The following is a 24,365-nucleotide window of genomic DNA, read 5'->3' on the forward strand; positions in this document are numbered from 1 at the left end:
GCAAGCCAGCTCCCACATTGGATCAGTGTTTTGGGGCATTGAGCCCCATCGCAATCATCGGTTTATTGCGCTTGTAACGCACCAGCCGCTCACTCAGCGATTGCGGCAAAACCGTGTCCTGGCTGAACCCCATGCCCTGATACAACCCTTCCAGGTCCGGATGGCACAGCAACCAGACCGTCCCCTCACAACCTGCCACGGCCTCGCCAATCAGTCGCGCCGCCAGCTGCTGGCCACGATAAGTCGGCGCCACAAACACCCCCGTCAGCCACTGCCCACCCATCACCGGGCTCAAGCACAAGCCGGCCACGATCTCGGCATCTCGCACTACCCACAAACGGCCGCCCTTGAGCGCCTTCATCGATGAATTGTGGCTGCGGTAAAACTTGTTCAGCAGTGGCCACAGAGGCTCGGCCAGCGGTTCGATGTGCATTGGGGGCATGGGGTTCAGACAAGCATTATCCAGGGCAGGGGATTATAAGCGCCTTCTGCCGGGCAATAGGTGGTATACCCAGTGCTACATCCCCTGTTAGTGGAGCATGCATCATGGCCAAAGGTATGGATTCAAAGAAAGCCGCGAAGAAAAAACCGGCAAAGACCGCGGATGAAAAACGCGCGGACAAGAAGACCAAAAAATCCGAAGCAGGCCTGTTCGGTCACTGAGTTACACGCTTAGAACCAAACGATCTGCAAGATTTTCCCGCCTCATTGCACAGAGCAGGAAACACCTGCTCTGAGCTGCCGATGGCCAATTACCTTGATCCGACCCACCGCCGGGAAATCGAAGCCCTGGCGACGACCTTTGTGGCAAGAACCGAGTGGCCGACCTGGCTGCTGTTGATCGGCGTGTATGCCGGCTGGTTTGCGGTGATCCTTGGCAGCCGGTGGCTGGGCGTGTGGCTGAGCATGTTGCTGCTGATTCCGCTGCTGACCCTGTGGCTATCGGTGCAGCACGAATTGCTCCACGGCCACCCGACCCGTTCGTTATGGCTGAATAAACTCCTCGGCTATGCCCCTTTCGCGGTGTGGTATCCCTACACGCTGTACCGCGACAGCCACCTGTTGCACCATAACGACCATGACCTGACCCTGCCGGGCATCGACCCGGAAAGCCGCTACCTCAATCAGCAGCAATGGAACAACAGCTCACTGTTCGAACGTGGCGTGCATTGGCTGACCAAGACCGTGCTTGGCCGCTTCCTGCTGGCTGCGCCGTTGGCGATTGGCCGGTTGGCACGTCACGAGTTTCAACGCCTGCCCCAGGTATGGCCGATGTGGCTGGCCCACGGCGCCGTCACTGTGCTGATGCTGAGTTTCATCGCCTACTACAGCGCGCTTGCGGTGTGGCACTACCTGCTGCTGGTCAGCGTGCCAGCCTTGTCCCTGGCCTCGATCCGTTCCTACTATGAGCACCGCCCCCATCCTCGGCCGGAACAGCGCACAGTGCTCAACGAAGCATCCTGGCCCTGGGCCTGGCTGTTTCTCAACAACAATCTGCACCTGGTGCACCACGATCTGCCAAAGTTGCCGTGGTACCTGCTGCCCAGGGTGTACCGTGCCCGGCGCGAGCAGTGGCTGGCGCGCAGCGGTGGTTTCCTGGTGCATGGCTACGGCCAGTTGATCAGCCGTCACGGCCTCAAGGCCATCGACAGTCCCCTGCACCCGTTTGCCTGAGAGGCGACCATGAGTGAGCACTACGCCGACCTGCGCATGTACGTTGCGCCCGAGCCCATCCAGCAGGCCAATCAATACTGGCTGGCGCGCATCCTTGAGCGCTTGAAGCTGCATCGTCTTGATGCCGACCACCTCGACTTGCGCGGCCTGTGGCTGGCGCCGCAATTGCTCGTCAGCCAAACCTGCGGCTACCCGCTGATGACCCAACTGCGCGGCCAGGTGCGCATCATTGGGCGCCCCCGTTACGAGTTGGCCCACAGCAGCCACGGCGAACATTGCAGCCTGCTGTTGACCCGCGCTGACAACCCGCGTACCCGCCTGGCGCAGTTCTACCAGAGCCGCGGCGTGATCAACGGCCACGACTCCAACAGCGGTATGAACCTGCTGCGTGACTGCCTGGCGCCGTTGCAGCGCGACGGGCGTTTCTTCGCCAGCGTCGGCATCAGCGGTGCCCATCGCGAGAGCTTGCGCTGGCTGCGTGAAGGCCGCGCCGACCTCGCCGCCATTGACAGCGTCACCTACGACTACCTCGCCCGATTCGCCCCAGCAGAGGTCGCGGGCCTACGCGTCATCGCCCGCAGCGCGCCGAGCCCGACTTTGCCTTACATAGGCGCGCTGGGCTTGAGCGATGCGCAGGTAGCGCAGATTCGGGAGGCGATGAACCTGGCGTTGCAGGACCTGCCGCAGGTGGCGCAAACCCTCGGTGTGCGAGCTGTGCTTCCTGCCAGCGAAGATGACTACCAGGTGGTGTTGGATTACCAGCGCAAAGCCGCCAGCAACGGCTATCCGGTACTTCAATAAGGTTATATAAAAATGCGTTTTAAATATTATTAAAGCATAAGTAGCCTTGCTAGGATTGCTTCACCGGAACACCGGACATACCGCGCAACCTACTCAGAAGGAGCCACTATGTCCGGCGCCGATCGTGCTCACAGCGACTACGTGGGCTCATTGTTTCGCATTCATTACCCTTGGCTGTGCAGCCGCTTGCACCGCTACCTCAACTCCCGTGCCCACGCCGAAGACATCGCCGTCGACGCGTTTGTCCAGCTCTTGAGTGCACCTCAGGTAGCGCCGATACGACAGCCCCGCGCATTGCTCACCACCATTGCCCAGCGCCTGGTGTACCAGGTGTGGCGCCGGCGTGACCTGGAGCGTGCCTACCTCGCTGTGCTGGATGACGATGCAGCCTGCGCCGAGGACCGGGCGCAGGTACTCGAAGCCCTCCAAGCCATCGATCTCTCGCTCGACCGCTTGCCGGCCAAGGTCAAGACGACGTTCCTGTTGTCCCGCGTCAACGGCCTGACGTACCCCCAGATCGCTGCCGAACTGGGGATTTCCCAGCGCTCGGTCAGTGACTACATGGCCCGCGCTGTTACCGGACTTGAATCCCACCCCGATCAAATGTGGGAGCTGGCTTGCCTGCGATAGCGGNGCCAACACCTCTGGCCATGTCAGGCCGCCATCGCAGGCAAGCCAGCTCCCACACTTCCTGTGCTCACTTTGAATCTGATCGAACCACCAAGAGGCAACTTATGAAAGCAATCAGACACCTGCTGGGCAGTTCGCTGCTGGCATTGGCAGTACTGGCGCAACCCACCTCGGCGGCCGAACCTTCCACGCTGCGCATCGGCTACCAGAAAAGCTCGGTCAGCATGGTGCTCGCCCGTGAGCACAAGCTCTTCGAAGCCGCACTGCCGGGCACCCAGGTGCAGTGGACCGAATTTCTCGGTGGCCCGCCGCTGATCGAAGCGCTCAACGCCGGCAGCCTGGACATCGGCAATATTGGCGATATCCCGCCGATCTTCGCCCAGGCAGCCGGGATCGACTTGCAGTATTTTGCCGTCGAGCCCAACGAGGGCAAGGCCGAAGCAGTGCTGGTGCCCAAGGCCAGTACCGTGCAGAACGTGGCCGAACTCAAGGGCAAGCGCGTGGCATTGCTCAAGGGCTCCAGTGCACACAACCTGTTCCTCAAAAGCCTGCTGCACGCCGGGTTGCAGTGGAAGGATGTGAATGTGGTGTACCTGTCGCCTTCCGACGGCCGCGCCGCGTTCGAACAAGGCAAGGTGGACGCATGGGTGGTGTGGGACCCGTACTACTCGGCCGCCGTGATCGACGGCTCGGCACGCGTGCTGCGGGACGGGCAAGGGTTGAACCCTGCGGGCAGTTTCTTCGTGGTCAACCACCCGTTTGCCAAGCAGCACCCAGAGGCCGTTGCCACGATTATCCAGACGCTTGGCAAGGCGCAGCGGCTGTCGCTTGATGAGCCTGACGCGAGCATCACGCTGATGGCCGGCACCCTGGGCCTGCAACCGGCGGTGGTCAAAAGCTACTTCGAACATCGCTCGCCCGAGCCGATCCGCCCCTTGGCGGCCATCGACATTGCCAACCAGCAACGCACCGCCGACCTGTTTTTTGCCAACGGCCTGATCCCGAAAAAAGTCGATGTGCAGCAGGCTGTCTTCAAGCCCCTTGATCATCCATGAGCAGCAATGCTGGCGGATTAGTGGCCTTGCAGAGTGCCAAGGCCTGTCTATGCTCACCCAGAACCGTTAACGACGCTTGGCCGATAAAGCGTTTCCAATGGTTATTTCCCCATGCAGGTGTACCAGAAATATCCAACGTATGAATGGAATGCGCCCTCCAGGCGCCGGGAATCTAGGGTGATCTGACCATGTTCAACCGCCAGCACAAATCCGACCTGCAAGAAATCCAGCGTTTTTCCTGTGCCCTCACCGAAGCCAACGCCAAGCTTGCCGCCATCAGTCGCTCCATGGCGATGATCGAGTTCGACCGCACGGGAGTGATCCTGAATGCCAACGAACGCTTTTGCCAAACCATGGGCTACAGCGTCGAGGAGATCCGTGGCAAACATCACCGCCTGTTTTGCGAGGAGGCGTATACCCACACCGATGCCTACCACCAGTTGTGGCGCGATCTGGCGCGAGGCGAGGCGCTCAGCGGCACCTTCATGCGCCTTAACAAGCGCGGTGAGCAAGTGTGGCTGGAAGCCAGCTATTTGCCGGTGCTGGACAGCGACCATCAGGTACGCAGTGTGATCAAGGTGGCGGCGGATATTTCCGCACGGGTCCATCACGAACACGAAAATCAAAGTCTGATCGACGCCATCAGCCGTTCCATGGCGGTAATCGAATTCACTCCCCAGGGCCAGATCCTCAATGCCAACGACAACTTCCTGCGCACGGTGCAGTACACGCGCGAAGAAATCATCGGCCAGCATCACAGCATGTTTTGCCACCGCAGCGAAGTCGAGTCCCCGGCGTATAAGGCGTTCTGGGCTTCACTCAATCGCGGTGAGTTTCACTCCCACCGCTTCGAACGTAAAAACAAATACGGCAAGACCCTGTTTCTGGAAGCCTCTTACAACCCCATCTTCGACACCCATGGGCGCTTGTACAAAGTGGTGAAGTTCGCCAGCGATATCACCGAGCAAGTCAGCACCCTGCGCACGGCCGCCGACTCGGCCCACGCCACTTCGGTACAGAACGATGCCTGCGCCCGCAAGGGCTCGCAGGTAGTGCAGCAAACGGTGCAGATCATTGAAGCCATGTCCCACGACCTTAACCAGGCGGCGCAGAGCATCGATGCGGTGAGCAAACAGTCGGACATCATCGGCGCCATCGTGCAAACCATCCGCAGCATTGCCGAACAAACCAACATGCTGGCCCTGAATGCGGCGATTGAAGCCGCGCGGGCGGGCGAGCACGGGCGTGGGTTCGCGGTGGTCGCCGATGAAGTGCGCAGCCTTGCCGCTCGCACCAGCCAGGCCACCGTTGAGATCGTGGACGTGGTGCGCAAGAACCATGACCTGTCGTTGAGCGCCGTGTCGAGCATGCAGTCGAGCTTGAGCCGTACGGGCCTGGGCGTGGAGTTGGCGAACGAGGCGGGGCAGGTGATCCTGGAGATCCAGGAAGGGTCACGGCATGTGGTGGATGCGATCAGTCAGTTCAATTCGACGTTGCAATTGCAATAGCGCAGACCCCGCTCTATGTGGGAGCAGGCTTGCCAGCGATAGCATCACCTCGGTCCTGCAGATCCACCGAGTTGTTTGCATCGCAGGCAAGCCAGCTCGCACCTGTTTAGATCGCGGCCAAGGTTTCTTTAAGTGTCTGGCCTGGCGAAGCAGTGGCTTTCTCCGCCACCTGCTGCTGTTGCTGCTCCTTCAAACGCTCGGCCACTTGTTTGGCGATGGCGTCTTGTTTGTCCTGGGGCATCGCCTGCACCTGTTCTTCGGTCAGCCCTTGTTCCTTGAGTAACTGTTCACGAATACGTTCGGCTGGGGTCTTGCTCATGTATTCGGTGAACTCGGTACGTGCCCCATTAGTTGTGGCCTGTAACTGCACGCGAGTCTTGGCGAAGGCTTCGTCGATGCGATCGCTGGCCTTGTCCAATTCCCTCTGCGCGGCGGGCACTGTCACGCTGTGTTGCGCAGCCTGCAGGGCGCCGCTGTACAGCGCACTGGCGGCGGCGTTGGCGGGGTCCATGTCGGGTCGCGTGATCTGTTGCACGTTCGACGCCGCTTGAGTGTTGTTAACCAGCATGATCGTTCACCTATGAAAACAGACGGTGCGACAGCTGGAGCAAATACTGTGCCGGTTGCCAGACCCCAGTGTTTACTGGGGCTGGCGTCGTCGACGCGGCAAGCCTTCTCCTTGTGCGGCCAACCGTTGCCGTCAGTGAGCGATGTTCTCCAGGGCCAGGTTGCGCGTGCGCGGCCCAAACCAACTGATGGTAATCATCACGATCAACATGCTGCTGGCAATAAACGCCAACACGCCCGGCGTGCCCAGGTGTTCGAGGATAAAACCGATCAACAGGCTGCTGAACACCGTGGATAAACGGCTGAACGAATAGCAGAACCCGACCGCTCGCGCACGGATATTGGTGGGGAACAATTCGCTCTGGTACGAGTGATAACTGAAGCTCAGCCACGCATTGCAGAAGGTGATCATCACCCCGCAGAAAATCAGCCCTAACGCTGTGGTTTGCAGGGCAAACAGGCTGCCGAAGATCACTGCACCCATGGCCGAGCCGACGATTTGCCATTTGTTCTCGAAGCGGTTGGCCACCTTGACGAACAACAGCGGACCCAGCGGGTAGGCGAGGGTGATGATGAAGGCGTAGAGCAGGCTGTGGGTCACGCTGACACCCTGGCCCGAGAGCAAGGCCGGCAGCCAGTTGCCGAAGCCGAAGAAACCGATGGCCTGGAATACATGAAACACGATCAGCATCAAGGCGCGGCGACGGTAGGGCGGCTGCCAGATATCGGCGAAACGGCCATTGCCCTGCACGCTGATCGCTTCGGGTTCCGGTTCGTCCAGCGGCTTGCCGTGATCCTTTCGGCAGCGTGCCTCCAGGTTGTTCAGGATCGTGTCGGCCTCTTCGAAGCGTCCCTTTTGTGCAAGCCAGCGCGGTGACTCCGGCAGGCGCTTGCGCAGTTGCCAGATAAACAATGCAAACACTGCACTGCTCAACACCACCCAGCGCCACCCGGCGATACCGAACGGCGCCTGTGGCACCAGCCACCACGACATCAACGCCACGGCCGGTACGGACAGAAACTGGATAAAAAACGCAAAGGCAAACGCCGAACTGCGCATACGTTTGGGCACCAGCTCCGACAGGTAGGCGTCGATGGTCACCAGTTCGATGCCAAGACCAATGCCTACCAGAAAGCGCATGCAGATGATGCCCACGGCCGAGGTTTGAATGCCCATCAACACCGTGGCCACCGTGTACCAGACCAACGCAAAGGTGAAAATAGCGCGTCGCCCGAAGCGGTCAGCGATGGGGCTGAGCAGGCTGGCGCCGAGGAACAGGCCGAGGAACGTGGCCGAGGCGAAAGCGGCTTGGTCGGAGAAACCGAAAACACCTTCGCTGCCGGTATGAAAAATCCCGTCGCTGATCAGGCCAGGGCTGATATAGGCGGTTTGGAATAGGTCATACAGCTCGAAAAAACCGCCGATGGAGAGTAACGCCACCAGGCGCCAAATAGTGGCGACGGCGGGCAGGCGGTCGATGCGGGCGCTGATGTGGGCGGCGCGGGTGGGGTCTGAGACGCAGGCGGCGAGTGGGGGCATGAATAACCTTCAGTTGGGCGAGTTGGAAGCTTCGAGCTTTAAGCCAAACCGCTATTGGGCTTGGAGCTTAACGTGCGCAACTGCTTCTCTAATTGTGGCCGTCGAGCGCGAACGTCTTGAAGCCGGCGTGCTGGCTGAGGCGTTGGTAATACGCCGCGATGGCGGGGTAGGGTGGCCGCTCCATGGGTGTCATCTGCCACCTATGTACCGAAAGGCCTATCAAGATGTCAGCGAGGGTGAACTCTTCGCCAGCCACGTAGGCGCCGGTCTTGGTCAACTGTTGTTCTAGCAAGGCCATCTTGTCATTCCAGGCCTGCACACCCGCCTGGATGCGTTGCGGGTCCTGATAGTCCGGGTTTTGACGCACCAGTGCGTGGAACGCATAGCCCCACGAAGGGTTGAGTTCGGTGGCTTGCCAGTCCATCCACTGTTCGACCCGTGCACGCAAGGCAGGCTCAATGGGTAGCAAGTCATGGCGCTGATAGAGGCCGACAAGGTAGCGGCAGATGGTATTGGACTCCCATAGCACGCCATGGTCGTCGATCAGCACTGGCACCTGGGCGTTGGGGTTCAAGGCGAGGAAATCGGGGGATTGGGTAGGCTTGAAACCGATGCCCCAGTCTTCGCGCACGTAGTCGATGCCCAACTCCTGGCAGGTCCACAGTACTTTTCGCACGTTGATTGAAGAGGTACGACCCAAAATTTTCAGTGAATGGCCCATGGTGCTTCCCTGGCATCTAAGAGAGTGACCAATCTAGCAGGGGCCGGACACGGCGGCGAGGGTGTGAAGCGGGCACGGCCGAAAATGTGGGAGCTGGCTTGCCTGCGAAAGCGGTGGTTCAGTTGAAGATGCGTTGACTGACCCACCGCCTTCGCGAGCAAGCCCGCTCCCACAGGGGATCTGTGCCAGGCGCTGATTCTGTGGACACTACATGGCCAGCTCTCACATTGATTGCGTTCGGCTCGACGTTCAGGTGCTCTCGCGCACCTGCAACTCAAACCCCATATCCACCACTGGCTTGGCCACCTTGTTGCCCGCCATGATCGTCAGCAGATGCTCTGCTGCTCGACGTCCGATCGCTTCCCGTGGGGTGCTGATGCTGCTCAGGCGCGGCACCATGAATGACGAGGCGGGTAGGTCGTTGAAGCCCAGCACCGCCACACGTTCAGGCACCTTGATGCCATGGCGCAGGGCTTCGAGCAGGGCGCCCTGGGCCAGGTCGTCGTTGCCGAAGAAGACCGCGTCTACATCCGGATGGGCGGCCAGCAGTTGCAAAAACAGTTCGCCTCCCAGGCCCACGGAAGACGGGCGTGGCGTCAGCAGCTCCAGCGCCGGATCGTACATGCCGGCCTGTTGCAAGGCGCGGCGGAAGCCTTCGCCACGCAGCAAGGTGCGTTGGTCCAGTTGTGCGCCGATATAGGCCAGGCGCTTGCGCCCCCGGGACAGCAAGTGCGCCGCCGCGGTCTCGCCGGCGGCCAGTTGCGAGAAGCCCACACAGTTCACCCCGGCATTGGGGTCCAGATCCATCATGTACACACAGGGCACATTGCTGGCCTCGACCATTCGTCGCGCGCTTTCGGTGCGGTCAAAACCGGTCAGCAACAAACCCCGTGGCTGGTAGGCCATGTAGTTGCGCAGCAGGTCTTCTTCTTCATCGCGCGAATAATGGGAGTTGCCGATCAGTACTTCAAAGCCCTTGGGCCGCAGTACCTGATGGATAGCTTCGAGGGTTTCGATAAACAGCAGATTGGACAGTGACGGAACCAGCACCACCACCGAATGGCTCTGCGCCGAGGCCAGGGCGCGGGCGGCGGGGTTGACCACGTAGCTCAGTTCGGCGGCGGCCTGTTGCACTTTTTCAACCAGTTCTGTAGCCACGGTACTGATACCGCGCAGGGCACGGGAGGCCGTGATCGGGCTGACGCCGGCCAGGCGCGCAACTTCATTGAGGGTAGGGCGGCCCGTCGTGCGGGTATTTTTATCGTTCTTGGAGGTCATCAGGCGGCTTGCCAAACAAAAATCGAGGCACTAAGGTAGCGCTGTCTCCAAAGGGCTGCAAATTCTTGGATAAAGGGTTGCCTGATCCTGTCCAGCTCTTGAAGTCAATCTGTTGGAACGGATGCACGCGTCACTCCATAAAAATGACAAGTCGGCGCGGGAAAAGCCTGTTTTTGCACTAGCCTTACGCTATGCAAAGGTAGCGCTATCTGCGTCCTGAGGTGTTTCATGAGTCAACCTGTTACCGCCCTGGTCATCATGGGTGTTTCCGGCTGTGGCAAGTCCAGCGTCAGCCAAGCCCTGTGCGCCCTTAACGGCGCCACTGCCATTGAAGGCGACAGCTTTCATCCTGCCGCGAACATCGAAAAGATGAGCGCCGGCCACCCCCTCAACGACGACGACCGCGCCGGCTGGCTCGATATCCTGTGCGATGAACTGCGTCGTGCGTTGAAAGCGGGCGAGCATCCTGTACTGACCTGTTCGGCCCTGAAGAAAAAATACCGTGACCACCTGCGCGAAGCTGCGCCGGGCCTGGGTTTTGTCTTCCTAGAGCTGACCCGCGAAGTCGCCGCCGACCGCGTGTCTCACCGCCCCGGCCATTTCATGCCGGCGAGCCTGATCGACAGCCAGTTCGCCACCCTTGAATCGCCCAAGGGTGAGCCGCTGACCCTGGCCTTGAACGCCAGTGAAGACAGCGTCGAGGAGCTGGCCGCGCAGACCCATACCTGGTGGCGCAAGCACGGCTTTGAACCTACTCATTAATTTTTTGCCGGAAAAGATAGCGCTATCCCCGGCAGGAAGTTCAACACCCGCTTTAATAACAACAACAAACAGGAGAGACCCCCCATGTTTGGCATGTCCCACGAGTCTTACCTGCTGCTAGATGCAGTAGTCACTATCATCGGGTTGATCGTACTGATCACCAAGTTCAAGGTGCACCCATTCATTGCACTGATCATCGCGGCCGGTTTCCTCGGCCTGACCTCGGGCATGCCCGTGGACAAGATCATCAAGGCGTTCCAGGACGGTTTCGGCGGGGTGCTCGGCTTTGTCGGCATCATCCTCGCGCTGGGCACGATGCTCGGCAAGATGATGGCCGAGTCCGGCGGTGCCGATCAGATCGCCCAGACCCTGATCCGCGCCTTCGGCAAAGAGAAGGTCCAGTGGGCCATGATGTTCGCCGCGTTCCTGGTGGGCATCCCGCTGTTCTTCGAAATCGGCTTTGTTTTGCTGATCCCGCTGGTGTTTATCGTCGCCCGGCGTACCGGCGTGTCGTTGATCAAGATCGGTATCCCGCTGCTCGCTGGCCTCTCGGCGGTGCACGGCCTGGTGCCACCGCACCCGGGCCCGCTGCTGGCCATCGGCGTGTTCGGTGCCGATATCGGCAAGACCATCCTGTACGGCCTGATCGTCGCACTGCCGACCGCCATCATCGCCGGCCCGATCTTCGGTACGTTCATCGCCAAGTACATCCCGGGCAACCCGTCCCAGGAACTGGTGGACCAACTGGCCCGCGAAACCGATAACAAGTCGCTGCCAAGCTTCAGCATCACCCTGGTCACCGTGCTGCTGCCGGTGTTCCTGATGCTGCTCAAAACCTTTGCCGACATCGCGTTCGCCGAAGGCAACGTGGTACGCAACTGGATGGACATGATCGGCCACCCGATCACCGCACTGTTGCTGGCTTTGCTGTTATCGCTGTACACCTTTGGCCATCGTCAGGGCATCCACTCCAAGCAGATCCTCAAGCTGCTCGACGCCAGCCTTGCGCCAACCGCCGCGATCATCCTGATCATCGGTGCCGGTGGTGGCTTCAAGCAGATGCTGGTGACCAGCGGCGTGGGCGACGTGATCGGCCATATGGCGGTGAACGCGCAGATCAACCCGATCCTGCTGGCGTGGCTGGTGGCGGCGGTGATTCGGATTGCCACCGGTTCAGCGACGGTTGCGACCATTACCGGCGCGGGCATTGTGGTGCCGGTGGTGGGGATGATTCCAGGCGTCAACCGCGAGTTGCTGGTACTGGCGACGGGCGCGGGTTCGTTGATCCTGTCTCACGTCAACGATGCGGGGTTCTGGCTGGTCAAGCAGTACTTCAACATGACCGTGGCCGAGACGTTCAAGACCTGGACGGCGATGGAGACCATTCTGTCGATCGTGGCGCTGATCTTCATCATGTTGCTGTCATTGGTGGTGTAAGCCACACCCCAAAGCAAGGGCGGGAACTGATCAAATGTGGGAGCTGGNAAGCCAGCTCCCACATTGATTGGGTTTCTTCAGGTAGATCAGGTCAGGCTTTGCTGACCAAGGCATCCGCCCTGAACATCCCGCGAATCCCACGCACGGCCTGGCGAATCCGGTCCTGGTTTTCGATCAGCGCAAAGCGCACATGATCGTCGCCATACTCACCAAAGCCGATCCCCGGCGACACACACACCTTCGCTTCCAATAGCAGTTTCTTGGCAAACTCCAGCGAGCCCATGGCCGCGTACTGCTCGGGAATCTTGGCCCAGACGTACATCGACGCCTTCGGATTCTCCACCATCCAGCCCAGTTCATGCAGGCCCTTGACCAGCACATTGCGACGCTGGCGGTACTGCTCGGCGATGTCCTTCACGCACTGTTGGTCGCCTTCCAGCGCCGCAATCGCCGCCACTTGCAGCGGGGTGAAGGTGCCGTAGTCGTGGTAGCTCTTGATGCGTGCCAGGGCGTTGACCAGTTCAGGGTTGCCCACCATGAAGCCGATGCGCCAGCCGGCCATGTTGTAGCTCTTGGACAGGGTGAAAAACTCCACCGCAATGTCCTTGGCGCCGGGTACTTGCATGATCGAGGGGGCTTTCCAGCCGTCGTAGACGATGTCGGCGTAGGCCAGGTCGTGCACCACCAGCACGTCGTACTGCTTGGCCAGGGCGATCACCCGTTCGAAGAAGTCCAGCTCCACGCACTGCGCGGTCGGGTTGGACGGGAAGCCGAGGATCATCATCTTCGGCTTGGGGATCGAGCCGCGAATCGCGCGCTCCAGCTCTGCGAAGAAATCCACGCCCGGTATCAGCGGCACCGAACGTACCTGGGCGCCGGCAATCACTGCGCCGTAGATATGAATCGGGTAGCTGGGGTTGGGCACCAGCACGGTATCGCCCTGGTCCAGGGTGGCCAGCATCAAGTGCGCCAGGCCTTCCTTGGAACCGATGGTCACGATAGCTTCGGACTCCGGGTCGATATCCACCGCGTAACGGTCCTTGTACCAACGCGAAATCGCCCGGCGCAAGCGCGGAATGCCTTTGGAGGTGGAGTAGCCGTGGGTGTCTTCACGCTGGGCGACGGTGACCATTTTCTCCACGATATGAGGAGGCGTGGCGCCGTCAGGATTACCCATGCTCAAGTCGATGATGTCTTCGCCGCGCCGACGCGCAGCCATCTTCAGCTCGGCAGTGATATTGAAAACATACGGGGGGAGTCGATCTATGCGCGCAAAGCGGCGCGGCGAACCTTGGTCTGCCATTGTTGCCTCGAGGTACGTAAGCGCCCGGAACCGTCCGAGCGACGTCGGCCACTGCGGTGGCCTGCGGGGCAGACAATACGGGCGATGATGGCCAGTTGTCCAGATGCGTAGGAAATTTTTCTACATGGAGTACAACGCGGATATGCCCCTATACTCGATGCGGGTTTGTTCCCTCATAAGAAGGAGACTGTTCGTATGGATCAGCAGACAAAAAAGCCGTTGGATTCACGCCTGGAAGCCGGTAAGGCCCTGGTGATCGCCGGGGTACAAGGGCGATATTCGAAGGCCACCGTTGGCGATATCCCACGGCTGTGGGAGTTGTTCGATACCTGTATCAAGGACATCAAGAAGCGCGTCGGCGGTGTGACCTACGGGGTGTGCCATAACCCGCATCACGGCGAATTCGATTACCTGGCAGGTGTTGAAGTCCCGGCCAAGAAGGACGTGCCGAGCAATTTCGAGGTGATCGAAATTCCGCCACTCAACTATGCCGTGTTCCCCCACTACGGGCCGGTGCAGGCGCTTGAGCAAACCTACGAGCGCATCATGTTCGAATGGCTGCCGCACTCGGGCTACAAGGTCATGGGCGCGGATTTCGAGCGCTATAGCGCGGACTTCGATGCCAGGAAGGGCACGGGGACGGTGGAAATCTGGCTGCCGATCGGGGAGCGGGGCTGACACTGCACCCGATGTCACGTAAACACGACATGCACGCTTAAAAGTCATGTTTACGTGACATTGCCGCTATGGATTAAACCTGAAACTCAACCGGCGCTCATACCCTACGCGACCCTTGTACGCCTCACCGCGATCGACCCATCCCGCCCCCAGATACAACCCCATTGCCGCCAGGTTGTGGGCATCCACCGACAACTCCAACCCCTTGATCTGCGGCCAGGCCTCGCGCGCCACGGCGGGCAACGCCTGCAAACACATCTTGCCGTATCCACGCCCCTGCTGATGCCGGTCTACCTGTAGCGCGTGGAGTGTGGCGCTGTGTTCATCGGCCCAATGAGGCAGGCACGGTGGTCGCTTGAGCAGCAGGAACGCCACAGGAAGGTCGTCGACCAACAGCGCAAAGCCCTTGACCCCAGGGCTCGGGTTGGCGAGCAGGGTATTGAGGGCGCAATACATATCACCGCAAAACGGCAGTTGTTCAGGGTGAACTTCGATGGCGCCGACTTGCTGTTGTTGCACAGCGTTCAGCGCCTCGTAAGCAACGAGGCGGGTTGGCATGGGACTATCCGAACGGCTGCAAGAGAAGTGGCAGTTTATCGGGTTTGAGCCACGGGAAATTATTTTTCAGGGGGATGTCGATTTCCCTCGGGGCCATTCGACTAAGGGGGTCTTCCGTGATTTTCCACCCCAAGGAGTCATCGCCATGAGCACTGCAATCAAGAGCCTGATCGAGCAATGGAAAGGCGCCGTTGTCAGTCGCGATATCGACCAGATTGTCAGCTTTTACGCCGACGATATCGTCTCGTTCGACGCTGTAACCGCTCTGCAATTCAAGGGCAAGGCGGCCTATCGCGCGCATTGGGAGGCGTGCATGGAGCACTGCCCCGGCCCCGGCATCTTCGAGTTTCATGAACTGCATGTCGTCGAAGCGCCAGACAGCGCATTCGCCCACTGGCTGGCCCACTGCGGCGGTGCCGGGCCGGACGGTGAGGTGAAGGCTTGCTGGATGCGTGTCACCGCCGGCTACCAGCGCATCGATGGCCAATGGAAGGTGGTGCACGAGCACTGGTCGGCGCCGTTTGATATGCAAAGCGGCACGGCGTTGTTCGACCTGAAACCTTGAGCACCGCGAACTATAGTCAGTAGTCCGAAAACGGAGAACGCCATGAAATACCTGTGCCTGATCTACAGCGATGAACAGGTGTTGCACACCTCGCCTGACAGCCCCCACGACTCGGAATGTCTGGCCTACGCCGAGGCCGTCCAGGCCAGCGGGCGCATGCTGGCCGCTGAGCCGCTGGAGTCGGTGACCACCGCCACCACCGTGCGCATGCGCAACGGCAAGCTGTCGATCACCGACGGGCCGTTTGCCGAAACCAAGGAGCAGCTCGCCGGGTTCTACCTGATCGACGCCAAGGACCTCAATGAAGCGCTCCAGGTGGCTGGCGGCATTCCGGCGGCCCGGGTCGGCAGTGTGGAAGTGCGCCCCGTGCGCCAATTGAATCTCTCAACACAATAATCAAAAGACGTGAGGAGGTTTCCCGTGAACACTCAACCCGCCCAATTTGAACTGTCCATCAGCCGCTTGATCGATGCGCCGCGCCGCCGGGTGTTTCGCGCCTGGACTGAGCCAACCCTGCTGCAACAATGGTGGGGCCCCCACGGCATGACCACCCCTGAATGCGAGATGAACCTGTGGGTCGGCGGCTTGTTCCGCACCTTGATGCGTGCGCCCGATGGCAGCGAGTTCCCGACCCAGGGCGTGTTCCTGGAAATCGATGCGCCCAACCGCCTGGTGTTTACCGACGCGTTCATGCCGGGTTGGGTGCCTTCGGGCAAGCCGTTCATGAGCGCCGAAGTCACCTTTGAGGAGGTCGGCGAAAAGACGCTCTATACCGCCCGCGCCATGCACTGGAGTGCCGAGGACAAGCAGGTCCACGAAGCCATGGGCTTTCATGACGGCTGGGGCCAGAGCCTGGACCGCCTGGTGAAGTTGGTGACCGAGGACATGGTCGATTGACCCAGCAGATCGACGCTATTTACCGCCGCGAATCACGCCGCGTGCTCGCGACGTTGATTCGTGTGCTGGGTGATTTCGACTTGGCCGAGGAGGCGCTGCACGAAGCATTTTTCGTCGCCCTGCAGCGCTGGCCCGAGGATGGCGTGCCGGATAATCCCCGGGCGTGGCTGGTGTCCACCGGTCGCTTCAAAGCCATCGACCGCCTGCGTCGGCAGTCGCGTTTTACCCCGTTATTGGAAGAGCAGGCCGAGGCGTTGGAGGTCGCGCCTTGGAGTGATGAAGACGTGGAAGACGACCGCCTGCGCCTGATGTTCACTTGCTGCCACCCAGCGTTGGCAGCCAATGCCCAGGTTGCGCTGACCTTGCGCGAGATCTGCGACCTGAGCACCGAGGCCATCGCTCACGCTTTTCTTGCCACGCCCACCACCATTGCCCAACGCATCGTGCGCGCCAAGGGCAAGATCCGTGAGGCGAAAATTCCGTATCAAGTGCCGTCCCGCGCCGAATTGCCCGAACGATTGGACAGTGTGCTGCGGGTGATTTACCTGGTGTTCAACGAGGGCTATTCGGCGTCAGCGGGTGCCGACCTCACCCGTGAGGACCTGACCTTGGAGGCCATTCGCCTGGGGCGTTTGCTGCTGGAGTTGCTGCCCGAGCCGGAAGTCATGGGCTTGCTGGCGTTAATGTTGCTGCACGAGTCGCGTCGGCCTGCCCGCACTTCTGCCAGCGGCGAACTGGTGCTGTTGGACGCTCAGGATCGTACGCTTTGGGACAGGGCCTTGATCGCTGAAGGCTGCGCATTGGTGGAGCAGGCGCTGATGACGCCACGCTTCGGGCCGTATTGCTTGCAGGCTGCGATTGCCGCCGTGCACGCCGAGGCGCCCAGCGCAGGGGAAACCGATTGGCGGCAGATTGTCGGGCTCTACGATGTATTGCTCAGGTCTGTGCCGTCGCCGGTGATCGAGTTGAACCGTGCGGTAGCGGTGGCGATGGAGCAGGGGCCGTTGGCGGGGTTGGTGCTGGTAGACAATCTTTTGCAGCGCGGTGAGTTGCAGGACTACCACTTGGCGCATTCGGCGCGTGGGGAGTTTTGCCGGCAGTTGGGGCGGTTTGACGAAGCCCGCAGCGCGTACGAAAAAGCGCTGTCGCTGACGCAACAGGCGCCAGAAAAACGCTTCATCACGCGGCGTCTCGCCGAACTCAATTCCTCCAGGCAGTGACGATCCAAATGTAGGAGCGAGCTTGCTCGCGAAAAACTCACAGACGCCACGTTTCTTCAGGAAGCACGCGTTATCGTTGACGTTCTTCGCGAGCAAGCTCGCTCCTACAGGCTCATTCCAGCATCTTGCCCAGCAACCAGCTCCCCGCAGGCCCCGGCGGCTGGTGCCGGGACCACAGCGCATCCACCGCCACCGAACGCGGCCAACTGCGCACCTTGAGTTCAACCAACTGGTTGCCGCCAAAGCGCTCCACCAGCCAGCGTGGAATCGGTGCCCAGCCAAACCCCAGCTGTGCCATCTCCATCAGCATCAGGTAACTCGGCGCCGACCATACTCGCTGCGTGCCGCGGTTTTCATTGGGGCTGATGATGCTCGCCAAACGCAACTCCCGGTGTTGTTGCAAGGTGTGCGGGTGAACCTTGTCCAGGGTCGCCAATGGGTGTCCAGGCGAGACAAACAGCGCGATCTCCGTGCGCTCCTCCACCGTGGAGAAGGAAAGGTCCGGCGGGTAGGCTTCTTGTTTCTCGATAAACGCGATCTGCGCCCGGCCACTTTGCACCAGTGCGATCAAGTCTTCGCATTCCGCGATCAGGCATTCCAGCTCAAGGTCCGGGTAGCGTTGCTCGAAGGCCGTGAGGGCGACCTCGAATCGATCGGATTGGTAAGTATCGGACATGGCGAGACTCAACTTCGGCTCCAGGCCTTGCGATAACTGACTGGCTGCCAGCTCCAGGCGGCTACTGGCTTCCAGCACTTGCTCAGCCCTTTGCAGCAACACTTGCCCCGCCGGCGTGAGGGTCGGCTTGCGGCTGCTGCGGTCAAACAGCACCACGTTCAGGTCAATCTCAAGTCTGGCCACTGCCGCGCTCACGGTGGACTGGCTTTTGCCCAGCTTGCGCGCCGCCGCGGAAAACGAGCCTTGGGTGGCAGCCTGGACAAACGCCTGAAGCACTTCATGGGAGGCCATGACTATCGCCTTGATCGATGGTTATTGGTTATGAAGTATCGATACAAAGCCTGATCATGGCAACCATCGTCACTCACGGAGCCGGGCCATGACCCCTACCAAATCCTTTACTGAACGCGTGTTTCAAGCCCTTGGTTTCGAAGGGCTGGCCTTATTGATTTGCACGCCGCTGTTGGTGTGGATCACCGGCCGGCCGGCGCTGGAAATGGGCGCAGTGACCCTGGGCATCAGCCTGTTGGCACTGAGCTGGAACGTGGTGTTTAACAGCCTGTTCGACCGCCTTAAAACCCGCCTGCAACTGGCCAACGGTGGTTGGACCCGTGTGCTGCACGCGCTGTTGTTTGAAGGCGGCCTGATTCTCTTGGCAGTGCCGTTGATTGCCGCCTTGATGAAGATCAGCCTGCTGGAGGCCTTCATCCTCGACATTGGCGTGTTGCTGTTCTTCCTGCCGTACACCTACGTGTACCACTGGGGTTATGACGTGCTGCGTGAGAAAATCGCCGGTAAAACCCCAGTTACCCCGTAGGCGTGCGTCGCTTATAGGAACATCCCCCCCGACGCCTCGATCCGCTGGCCGGTGATCCAATGACTGCCATCGGCCAGCAAGGTCGAAATCGCCCCGCCAATATCGTCCGGCAAGCCAGCGCGGCCCAGGGCGGTGTTATTGGCAACCATCGCATTCACATCGGTGTTATCGCGCACCGCGCCGCCGCCGAAGTCGGTGGCGATAGCACCCGGTGCCAGGGTGTTCACGGTAATACCCCGTGGGCCCAGCTCTTTAGCCTGGTAGCGCGACAAGACTTCCACCGCGCCTTTCATGGACGCGTAAGCGGCATAACCCGGCAGGCTGAAGCGCGCCAGGCCGCTGGAGACATTGATAATGCGCCCGCCATCGCTGATCAGCGGCAACAGTTTTTGCGTGAGGAAAAACGGTGCCTTCACATGGATCGCCACCAACTGGTCGAACTGGGCTTCGGTGGTTTCGGCAAAGCTTGCGTAGGTGCCAACCCCGGCGTTGTTGATCAGGAAGTTGAAATGTTCCTGGGCGAACACATCCTTGAGCAGGGTGCCGATCTGGCCAACGAATGCATCGAAGGTTGCGCTCTGGCTGACGTCCAGTTGCAGCATGGCGGCGCGACCGCCCAAGGCCTCTACTTGGGCAACCACGGCTTGGGCTTCAGCCGCTGCGCTGTGGTAAGTGCCGATGATGTCGATGCCCTGCGCAGCCAGGTGCAGGGCGGCGCTTTTACCCAGGCCACGGCTGGCGCCAGTGATGAGTGCGATTTTACGGGTCATGGTGCAGTCCTCGAATGGGGTGAGTGGGACTGAGTGTATTTGTCCGGCCATAACGTGATAAACAGGCTGATATCGGAATCACTGGCCGGATAAGGCGAACAATCTAATGAACAAGCTTGAGTTGCTGCGCACCTTCGTACGCGTTACTGAGTTGTCGAGCTTTACCCAGGCCGGTCAAAGTCTGGGCTTGCCGCGCTCTACGGTCTCCGAGCATGTGCAGGCGTTGGAGGAGTTGCTCGGCGCACGGCTGTTGCAACGCACCACGCGCAAGGTGCAGGCGACCCAGGATGGTCGTGTGTTGTATGAGCGCAGCAAGGATCTGCTGGCGCATATGGAAGAGCTGGAAGGTTTGTTCCGTCAGGACGAAACCCAATTGGCCGGGCGTATACGGGTGGACATGCCCAACGTCATGGCGCGGGGCTTGATCTTGCCGAACTTGCCCACGTTCATGGCGCGCCATCCTCTGATCGACATGGAGATCAGCGGTTCGGACCGCCAGGTGGACCTGATCGCCGAAGGTTTTGATTGCGTGGTGCGCGTCGGCGCCCAGCCCGATCAAACCGTGGTAGCGCGGCGGGTGTGCAGCATGCCGATGGTCAACTGCGCGAGCGCGGCGTACCTGCAACGGTATGGCGTGCCCGAAACCCTGGCAGACCTGGCGCATCACCAGTTGGTGCATTATGTGCGGCCGCTGGGCGCACGCTCGGCCGGGTTCGAATACATGGTGGGCAACAAGGTGCAGCGGCTGCCGATGGCAGGCCGGGTGACGGTCAACAGCACCGACGCCTATCAATCGGCGTGCCTGGGCGGGTTTGGCATCACCCAGGTGCCGCAGCTCGGGATACGCGACTTATTGGCCAGCGGCGAGTTGGTGGCGGTGCTGCCCGACTACCAGGCGCCGCCCTTGGATGTGTCGTTGCTGTACGCCGGCCAGCGGCATCTGCCGTTGCGGGTGCGGGTGTTCATGGACTGGTTGACCGCCACCCTGCAAGCTCATCTTTAACGGCGTGCCGACAACTGCTGGGGCGCCAGGAACGCGTCGTGGAAGTAATCTCGGAACGCTTGCATCGCTGGCGTAAACGCACGCTCGCGGTGCCAGGCCAGGCCGACGCTCATGGGTGTGACCGGGTCGGTCACGGTCAGGGTTTCGATGCGTTTGCCTTCCAGGGACCAGGGCCGGTGTACCAGGTCTGACAGGATCGCCACGCCGCTGCCGTTGGCAACCATGCTGCGCACCGCCTCCACCGAGCTGGTGCGCAGCCGCACCTTGGGCGTTTGCCCGGCCTGTTCCCAGTAGCGCATGGCGCTGTGTTCGGCTTCATCGACGGTGAGCAAAATGTAGGGTTCTTGGGCCACGTCGGCCAGGCTCACGGCACCGCGTTCGCACAACGGGTGATGGCTGGGCAGCCACAAGCGGCGCTCGGAGTTGAACAGAATTTCCGAGACGATATCCGCGTGGGTAAGGTTGGCGGTCAGCACCACGGCCATGTCGAACTGGCCGTCGAGCAGGCCCTGTTCGATGGCCTGACGCTCCTGTTCGAACACCTCGATGGTTACGTCCGGATGCCAATGCTCCATGCGCTGTAAATGGTGCGGCAGGAAATAACCCAGCACGGTGTAACTGGCCGCCACCCGCAGCACGCCGCTGGCGCGGTAGTCCGGCAACGGGCTGTTGAGGGCGTCCTCCACGCTGCGCACAATCACATAGGCACGGTTGAGAAAATGCCGCCCGGCGTCGGTGAGGTTCATGCCTTGGGCCGAGCGCACGAACAACTGCACGCCGAGCATGGCTTCCAGCTCCTTGATCGCTGTGGTCACCGCCGATTGGGAAATATTCAGGTGAATTGCTGCCTGGGAAATCTGGCCGATTTCCGCAGTGGCGACGAAATAGCGAACCTGGCGCAAGGTTAAAGACATATCGCACTCTGCTTATTGATCGTTCCCACGCTCTGCGTGGGAATGCCTCTTGTGACGCTCGGCGTCACGGTCTCAAGTGCGGACGCAGAGCGTCCATGGCTGCATTCCCACGCGGAGCGTGGGAACGATCGGGGGTCGAGGATAAAAAGCTATCTGATTTTCAGAAGATGGGCCATCTGATAATAGATCTTCCCAAGGGGGCAAGCCACGGCCTACTTTGCGGGCATCACCTTTGGCGGAGCGACCTTGATGCAGGCAGTGGATTTCAATTCAGACATGGGCGAAGGCTTTGGCCCCTGGACCATCGGCGACGGCGTCGACGCAGAGCTGATGGCCTATATCAGCTCGGCCAATATCGCCACCGGCTTTCACGCCGGCGACCCAGGCACCATGCGCCGCACCGTCGAGCGCGCCAAGCAACTAGGTGTGGCGATTGGCGCGCACCCAGGCTTTCGTGACCTGGTGGGTTTCGGTCGTCGGCATATCAACGCACCTGCCCAGGAACTGGTGGACGACATGCTCTACCAGCTCGGTGCCTTGCGTGAAATGGCCCGCGCCCAAGGCGTGACCTTGCAACATATCAAGCCTCACGGCGCGCTCTACATGCACCTGGCCCGCGATGAAGAGGCCGCCCGGCTGTTGGTGCAAAACCTGCAAATTATCGAGCCCACGCTGATGCTGTACTGCATGCCCAACTCGGTGATCTGGCGCATTGCCAAGGAACTGGGGCAGCCGGTGGTGCGCGAGTTTTATGCCGACCGTGAATACGACCTCAGCGGTTCCATCGTGTTTACCCGCAATGTGCGGGCGCTGGCCCCAGCCACAGTGGCCGCCCGGGTCTTGCGTGCGTGTCAGGCCGGCCTGGTACGTACCGTCGAAGGCGAAGACCTTGCGATCGAATTCGATTCCATCTGCCTGCACAGCGACACCCCTGGCGCCCTGGATCTGGTGGAGGCTACCCGTGAAGCCTTGGACCAGGCGGGTATCGACGTCAGAACACCCCGATAAGATCCAACCCTTACTTTTTTGCCTGCCTTTCTACAAAGATTCCAAGAGGAACAGACATGGCTGAAACGTCCCCCATCCGCTATAGCTTCGGCGGTGATGAACATCTGTTTGCCGAGGTCAGCGACAGCATGTCCCTGGAGGCTTTTTTCAAGGGCATGGCGGTGACCCGCGCCGTGGAGCGCCTGGCACTGGAAGGCGTACTGGATGTGTGCCTGGCCAATGCATCCTTCCAGATTCGCTTCGACCCTGACCGCATCGCCCCTCACGCGCTGCTCGACGCCGTGCAAAGCGCCGAAGCCCAGGCGGTGACTGAGCGCACCTTGCGCACGCGCATCATCGAAATCCCGGTGCTCTATAACGACCCCTGGACCCACGAAACCCTGATGCGTTTTCGTGACCGCCACCAAGACCCCAGCGGCACAGACCTGGAATACGCGGCACGCATCAATGGTCTGGCCGACGTGGACGCGTTCATCGCCGCCCACAGTGGCGCGCCGTGGTTTGTGTCGATGGTCGGCTTTGTCGCGGGCTTGCCGTTCATGTTCCAGATGGTCGAACGCGAGCGGCAATTGCAGGTGCCCAAATACCTGCGGCCACGCACCGACACACCGAAACTGACCCTGGGCCATGGCGGTTGCTTTGGCTGTATCTACTCAGTGCGAGGGGCGGGCGGTTATCAGATGTTCGGCGTTACCCCGGCACCGATCTACGACCCGGCGCAGCAGTTGGCGTACCTCAAGGAGCACATGGTGTTCTTCCGCCCTGGCGATATCGTGCAGTTCAAGCCGATGGACCGCGAGGCATATGACCTGGCGGTCGCCGAGGTGGACGCCGGGCGTTTCGACTTGCGCATTCGCCCGGTGGAATTTTCTCTGGATGCCTTTCTCGCCGACCCCATTGGCTATCCGAAAACCCTGCAGGAGGCGCTGGCATGATCAAGGTCCTCAAACCCGGCCTCGCCACCTCCGTGCAGGACCTGGGCCGCGAAGGTTATTACCATTTAGGCATCCCACCATCGGGGGCGCTGGACCAATACGCGTTGAGTGCGGCCAACCACCTGGTGGGCAATCCCGTGGGCGCGGCGGGCCTGGAATGCACGCTGATCGGGCCGGCGCTGGAGTTCCAGCAGGACGCGCTGGTGGCCTTGAGCGGCGCCTTGATGTCGCCGCGCCTGGACGGTGAAGTGGTGCATCAGGACACCGCCTTTGCCGTACGCGCCGGGCAGGTGCTGCGGTTCGAGTTTCCCAAGGCCGGCGCACGCACCTACCTCGCCGTCGCCGGCGGTATCGACGTGCCGTTGGTGCTCGGCAGCCGCTCCACCTACACCCTCGGCGCCCTCGGCGGGTTTAATGGCCGACGCTTGCAGGAGGGCGATCAATTGCCGATCGGTAGCGCCAGCGGTACCGGGCGTGCGGGCAACAGCTTGCCGATGGCGTTGCGGCGTTCGGTCGGCGGCGATGTGACGTTGCGGGTGGTGCCGGGGCTGTATTACGAACGCTTGAGCTTGGAGGCCAAAAGCAGCTTTTTTGCCGAGCCGTGGACGGTCGGCTCCGAGGCCGATCGCATTGGCTATCGCTTCAAGGGCGGCAGCGCGTTGAGCTTCCAGCCGCGGGAACAGCCGTTTGGCGCCGGCTCCGATCCTTCCAACATCGTGGACAGTTGCTACCCGATTGGCTCGATTCAAGTACCGGCGGGGCTGGAGCCGATTGTGCTGCACCGCGATGCGGTGTCGGGCGGTGGCTACGCGATGATTGGCACGGTGATCAGCGCCGACCTGGACTTGATCGGGCAAATGCAGCCCAACCAGCGAGCGGGGTTTGTGGCGGTGAGTCTGGAGGAGGCTTTGGAGGCGCGGCGGTTGTACAAGAAGCGGCTCAGAGCGATGACGGGACTCTTCAATCACTGAACATACGCTTAACCCCTGTGGAAGCTGGCTTGCCTGCGATAGCGGTGGGTCAGCTTGCATTGTGTTGGCAGATACAC

26 protein-coding genes and 2 pseudogenes are annotated in these 24,365 nt (G+C 60.7%); 18 read left to right on the forward strand and 10 right to left on the reverse strand.

Features of this window, described 5'->3' with window-relative positions; all coding sequences use genetic code 11:
* Window positions 1–22 precede the first annotated feature (22 nt).
* Complete coding sequence (locus ACTJLA_RS22610; RefSeq protein WP_054896707.1) at window positions 23–442, reverse strand: GNAT family N-acetyltransferase; 420 nt, start codon at window positions 440–442, stop codon at window positions 23–25.
* A gap of 302 nt (window positions 443–744) precedes the next feature.
* On the opposite strand from ACTJLA_RS22610, the gene ACTJLA_RS22615 reads away from it, so the two are divergent.
* From ACTJLA_RS22615 to ACTJLA_RS22640, 6 genes and pseudogenes are all read left to right on the forward strand, one after another.
* Window positions 745–1,674 carry a fatty acid desaturase gene (locus ACTJLA_RS22615; protein WP_054896708.1) on the forward strand — a complete coding sequence of 310 codons (930 nt, stop codon included), beginning with the start codon at window positions 745–747 and terminating at the stop codon, window positions 1,672–1,674.
* A gap of 9 nt (window positions 1,675–1,683) precedes the next feature.
* The gene (locus ACTJLA_RS22620; RefSeq protein ID WP_054896709.1) at window positions 1,684–2,475 is read left to right on the forward strand and encodes a phosphate/phosphite/phosphonate ABC transporter substrate-binding protein; all 792 of its coding nucleotides are present in this window, start codon (window positions 1,684–1,686) and stop codon (window positions 2,473–2,475) included.
* A 108-nt stretch (window positions 2,476–2,583) separates the two neighbouring features.
* Entirely contained in the window at window positions 2,584–3,105 is a 522-nt protein-coding gene (locus ACTJLA_RS22625; RefSeq protein WP_096144831.1) for a sigma-70 family RNA polymerase sigma factor, read from the forward strand.
* A 104-nt stretch (window positions 3,106–3,209) separates the two neighbouring features.
* Window positions 3,210–4,160 carry an aliphatic sulfonate ABC transporter substrate-binding protein gene (locus ACTJLA_RS22630; RefSeq protein ID WP_054896711.1) on the forward strand — a complete coding sequence of 317 codons (951 nt, stop codon included), beginning with the start codon at window positions 3,210–3,212 and terminating at the stop codon, window positions 4,158–4,160.
* A 188-nt stretch (window positions 4,161–4,348) separates the two neighbouring features.
* Window positions 4,349–5,122, forward strand: a pseudogene (locus ACTJLA_RS22635) (PAS domain-containing protein); the annotation flags it as partial.
* A gap of 150 nt (window positions 5,123–5,272) precedes the next feature.
* A pseudogene (locus ACTJLA_RS22640) lies at window positions 5,273–5,668 on the forward strand (methyl-accepting chemotaxis protein); the annotation flags it as partial.
* Window positions 5,669–5,774: 106 nt separating this feature from the next.
* On the opposite strand, the gene ACTJLA_RS22645 reads toward ACTJLA_RS22640, so the two are convergent.
* The 4 genes from ACTJLA_RS22645 to ACTJLA_RS22660 form a co-directional block, all read right to left on the reverse strand.
* Window positions 5,775–6,236: a hypothetical protein gene (locus ACTJLA_RS22645; protein ID WP_440842169.1), complete on the reverse strand. Its 462-nt coding sequence runs from the start codon at window positions 6,234–6,236 to the stop codon at window positions 5,775–5,777.
* A gap of 132 nt (window positions 6,237–6,368) precedes the next feature.
* Window positions 6,369–7,775: an MFS transporter gene (locus ACTJLA_RS22650; protein WP_200648300.1), complete on the reverse strand. Its 1,407-nt coding sequence runs from the start codon at window positions 7,773–7,775 to the stop codon at window positions 6,369–6,371.
* 88 nt (window positions 7,776–7,863) lie between these two features.
* A complete protein-coding gene (locus tag ACTJLA_RS22655; protein WP_197882577.1) occupies window positions 7,864–8,496 on the reverse strand; it encodes a glutathione S-transferase family protein in 633 nt (210 codons plus the stop codon).
* 249 nt (window positions 8,497–8,745) lie between these two features.
* A complete protein-coding gene (locus ACTJLA_RS22660) occupies window positions 8,746–9,777 on the reverse strand; it encodes a LacI family DNA-binding transcriptional regulator (protein ID WP_161975083.1) in 1,032 nt (343 codons plus the stop codon).
* A gap of 225 nt (window positions 9,778–10,002) precedes the next feature.
* Between ACTJLA_RS22660 and ACTJLA_RS22665 the strand changes: the two genes are divergently transcribed.
* Together ACTJLA_RS22665 and ACTJLA_RS22670 are read left to right on the forward strand one after the other, a co-directional pair.
* Window positions 10,003–10,536, forward strand: coding sequence for a gluconokinase (locus tag ACTJLA_RS22665; RefSeq protein ID WP_034128504.1), 534 nt, complete (start codon window positions 10,003–10,005; stop codon window positions 10,534–10,536).
* An 84-nt stretch (window positions 10,537–10,620) separates the two neighbouring features.
* Window positions 10,621–11,973 carry a GntP family permease gene (locus tag ACTJLA_RS22670; protein WP_014719640.1) on the forward strand — a complete coding sequence of 451 codons (1,353 nt, stop codon included), beginning with the start codon at window positions 10,621–10,623 and terminating at the stop codon, window positions 11,971–11,973.
* A 91-nt stretch (window positions 11,974–12,064) separates the two neighbouring features.
* Here the strand turns inward: ACTJLA_RS22670 and alaC are convergent, their stop codons facing one another.
* Window positions 12,065–13,276 carry an alanine transaminase gene (gene alaC, locus ACTJLA_RS22675; protein ID WP_020303120.1) on the reverse strand — a complete coding sequence of 404 codons (1,212 nt, stop codon included), beginning with the start codon at window positions 13,274–13,276 and terminating at the stop codon, window positions 12,065–12,067.
* Window positions 13,277–13,471: 195 nt separating this feature from the next.
* On the opposite strand from alaC, the gene ACTJLA_RS22680 reads away from it, so the two are divergent.
* Window positions 13,472–13,954: a GyrI-like domain-containing protein gene (locus ACTJLA_RS22680; RefSeq protein ID WP_186527829.1), complete on the forward strand. Its 483-nt coding sequence runs from the start codon at window positions 13,472–13,474 to the stop codon at window positions 13,952–13,954.
* 66 nt (window positions 13,955–14,020) lie between these two features.
* Here ACTJLA_RS22680 and ACTJLA_RS22685 read toward each other — a convergent pair whose 3' ends face one another.
* The gene (locus ACTJLA_RS22685; RefSeq protein WP_014719637.1) at window positions 14,021–14,512 is read right to left on the reverse strand and encodes a GNAT family N-acetyltransferase; all 492 of its coding nucleotides are present in this window, start codon (window positions 14,510–14,512) and stop codon (window positions 14,021–14,023) included.
* Between the two features lie 145 nt (window positions 14,513–14,657).
* Here ACTJLA_RS22685 and ACTJLA_RS22690 point away from each other — a divergent pair, with 145 nt between their 5' ends.
* Genes ACTJLA_RS22690 through ACTJLA_RS22705 form a run of 4 tightly spaced genes read left to right on the forward strand, consistent with a single transcriptional unit; the run spans window position 14,658 to window position 17,194 of the window.
* Window positions 14,658–15,077 carry a YybH family protein gene (locus ACTJLA_RS22690; protein WP_060765182.1) on the forward strand — a complete coding sequence of 140 codons (420 nt, stop codon included), beginning with the start codon at window positions 14,658–14,660 and terminating at the stop codon, window positions 15,075–15,077.
* A gap of 42 nt (window positions 15,078–15,119) precedes the next feature.
* Window positions 15,120–15,473, forward strand: coding sequence for a YciI family protein (locus ACTJLA_RS22695; protein ID WP_034128501.1), 354 nt, complete (start codon window positions 15,120–15,122; stop codon window positions 15,471–15,473).
* Window positions 15,474–15,497: 24 nt separating this feature from the next.
* Window positions 15,498–15,974, forward strand: coding sequence for an SRPBCC family protein (locus tag ACTJLA_RS22700; RefSeq protein WP_072448473.1), 477 nt, complete (start codon window positions 15,498–15,500; stop codon window positions 15,972–15,974).
* Entirely contained in the window at window positions 15,971–17,194 is a 1,224-nt protein-coding gene (locus ACTJLA_RS22705; RefSeq protein WP_057975140.1) for an RNA polymerase sigma factor, read from the forward strand. The genes ACTJLA_RS22700 and ACTJLA_RS22705 overlap by 4 nt, the downstream gene beginning before the upstream one ends.
* A 112-nt stretch (window positions 17,195–17,306) precedes the next feature.
* Here ACTJLA_RS22705 and ACTJLA_RS22710 read toward each other — a convergent pair whose 3' ends face one another.
* A complete protein-coding gene (locus ACTJLA_RS22710) occupies window positions 17,307–18,161 on the reverse strand; it encodes a LysR family transcriptional regulator (protein ID WP_440842175.1) in 855 nt (284 codons plus the stop codon).
* A gap of 88 nt (window positions 18,162–18,249) precedes the next feature.
* Here ACTJLA_RS22710 and ACTJLA_RS22715 point away from each other — a divergent pair, with 88 nt between their 5' ends.
* The gene (locus ACTJLA_RS22715; RefSeq protein ID WP_440842176.1) at window positions 18,250–18,687 is read left to right on the forward strand and encodes a multidrug/biocide efflux PACE transporter; all 438 of its coding nucleotides are present in this window, start codon (window positions 18,250–18,252) and stop codon (window positions 18,685–18,687) included.
* Window positions 18,688–18,698: 11 nt separating this feature from the next.
* Here ACTJLA_RS22715 and ACTJLA_RS22720 read toward each other — a convergent pair whose 3' ends face one another.
* A complete protein-coding gene (locus ACTJLA_RS22720) occupies window positions 18,699–19,457 on the reverse strand; it encodes an SDR family NAD(P)-dependent oxidoreductase (protein ID WP_054896722.1) in 759 nt (252 codons plus the stop codon).
* Between the two features lie 106 nt (window positions 19,458–19,563).
* On the opposite strand from ACTJLA_RS22720, the gene ACTJLA_RS22725 reads away from it, so the two are divergent.
* A complete protein-coding gene (locus ACTJLA_RS22725; protein WP_096144838.1) occupies window positions 19,564–20,460 on the forward strand; it encodes a LysR family transcriptional regulator in 897 nt (298 codons plus the stop codon).
* On the opposite strand, the gene ACTJLA_RS22730 is transcribed toward ACTJLA_RS22725, so the two are convergent.
* Complete coding sequence (locus tag ACTJLA_RS22730) at window positions 20,457–21,374, reverse strand: LysR family transcriptional regulator (RefSeq protein WP_014719628.1); 918 nt, start codon at window positions 21,372–21,374, stop codon at window positions 20,457–20,459. The genes ACTJLA_RS22725 and ACTJLA_RS22730 overlap by 4 nt on opposite strands.
* A gap of 249 nt (window positions 21,375–21,623) precedes the next feature.
* Between ACTJLA_RS22730 and ACTJLA_RS22735 the strand changes: the two genes are divergently transcribed.
* The 3 genes from ACTJLA_RS22735 to ACTJLA_RS22745 are packed head-to-tail and all read left to right on the forward strand — an operon-like array spanning window position 21,624 to window position 24,288.
* Window positions 21,624–22,382: a 5-oxoprolinase subunit PxpA gene (locus tag ACTJLA_RS22735; protein WP_236282676.1), complete on the forward strand. Its 759-nt coding sequence runs from the start codon at window positions 21,624–21,626 to the stop codon at window positions 22,380–22,382.
* Window positions 22,383–22,438: 56 nt separating this feature from the next.
* The gene (locus tag ACTJLA_RS22740; RefSeq protein WP_440842179.1) at window positions 22,439–23,317 is read left to right on the forward strand and encodes a 5-oxoprolinase subunit B family protein; all 879 of its coding nucleotides are present in this window, start codon (window positions 22,439–22,441) and stop codon (window positions 23,315–23,317) included.
* Window positions 23,314–24,288: a biotin-dependent carboxyltransferase family protein gene (locus ACTJLA_RS22745; protein ID WP_054918276.1), complete on the forward strand. Its 975-nt coding sequence runs from the start codon at window positions 23,314–23,316 to the stop codon at window positions 24,286–24,288. Before ACTJLA_RS22740 ends, ACTJLA_RS22745 begins: the two co-directional genes overlap by 4 nt.
* The last annotated feature ends 77 nt before the right edge of the window (window positions 24,289–24,365 follow it).

The sequence above is a fragment of the Pseudomonas sp. 22072 genome (assembly GCF_052046095.1).
Taxonomy (GTDB): Bacteria; Pseudomonadota; Gammaproteobacteria; order Pseudomonadales; family Pseudomonadaceae; genus Aquipseudomonas; species Aquipseudomonas paracarnis.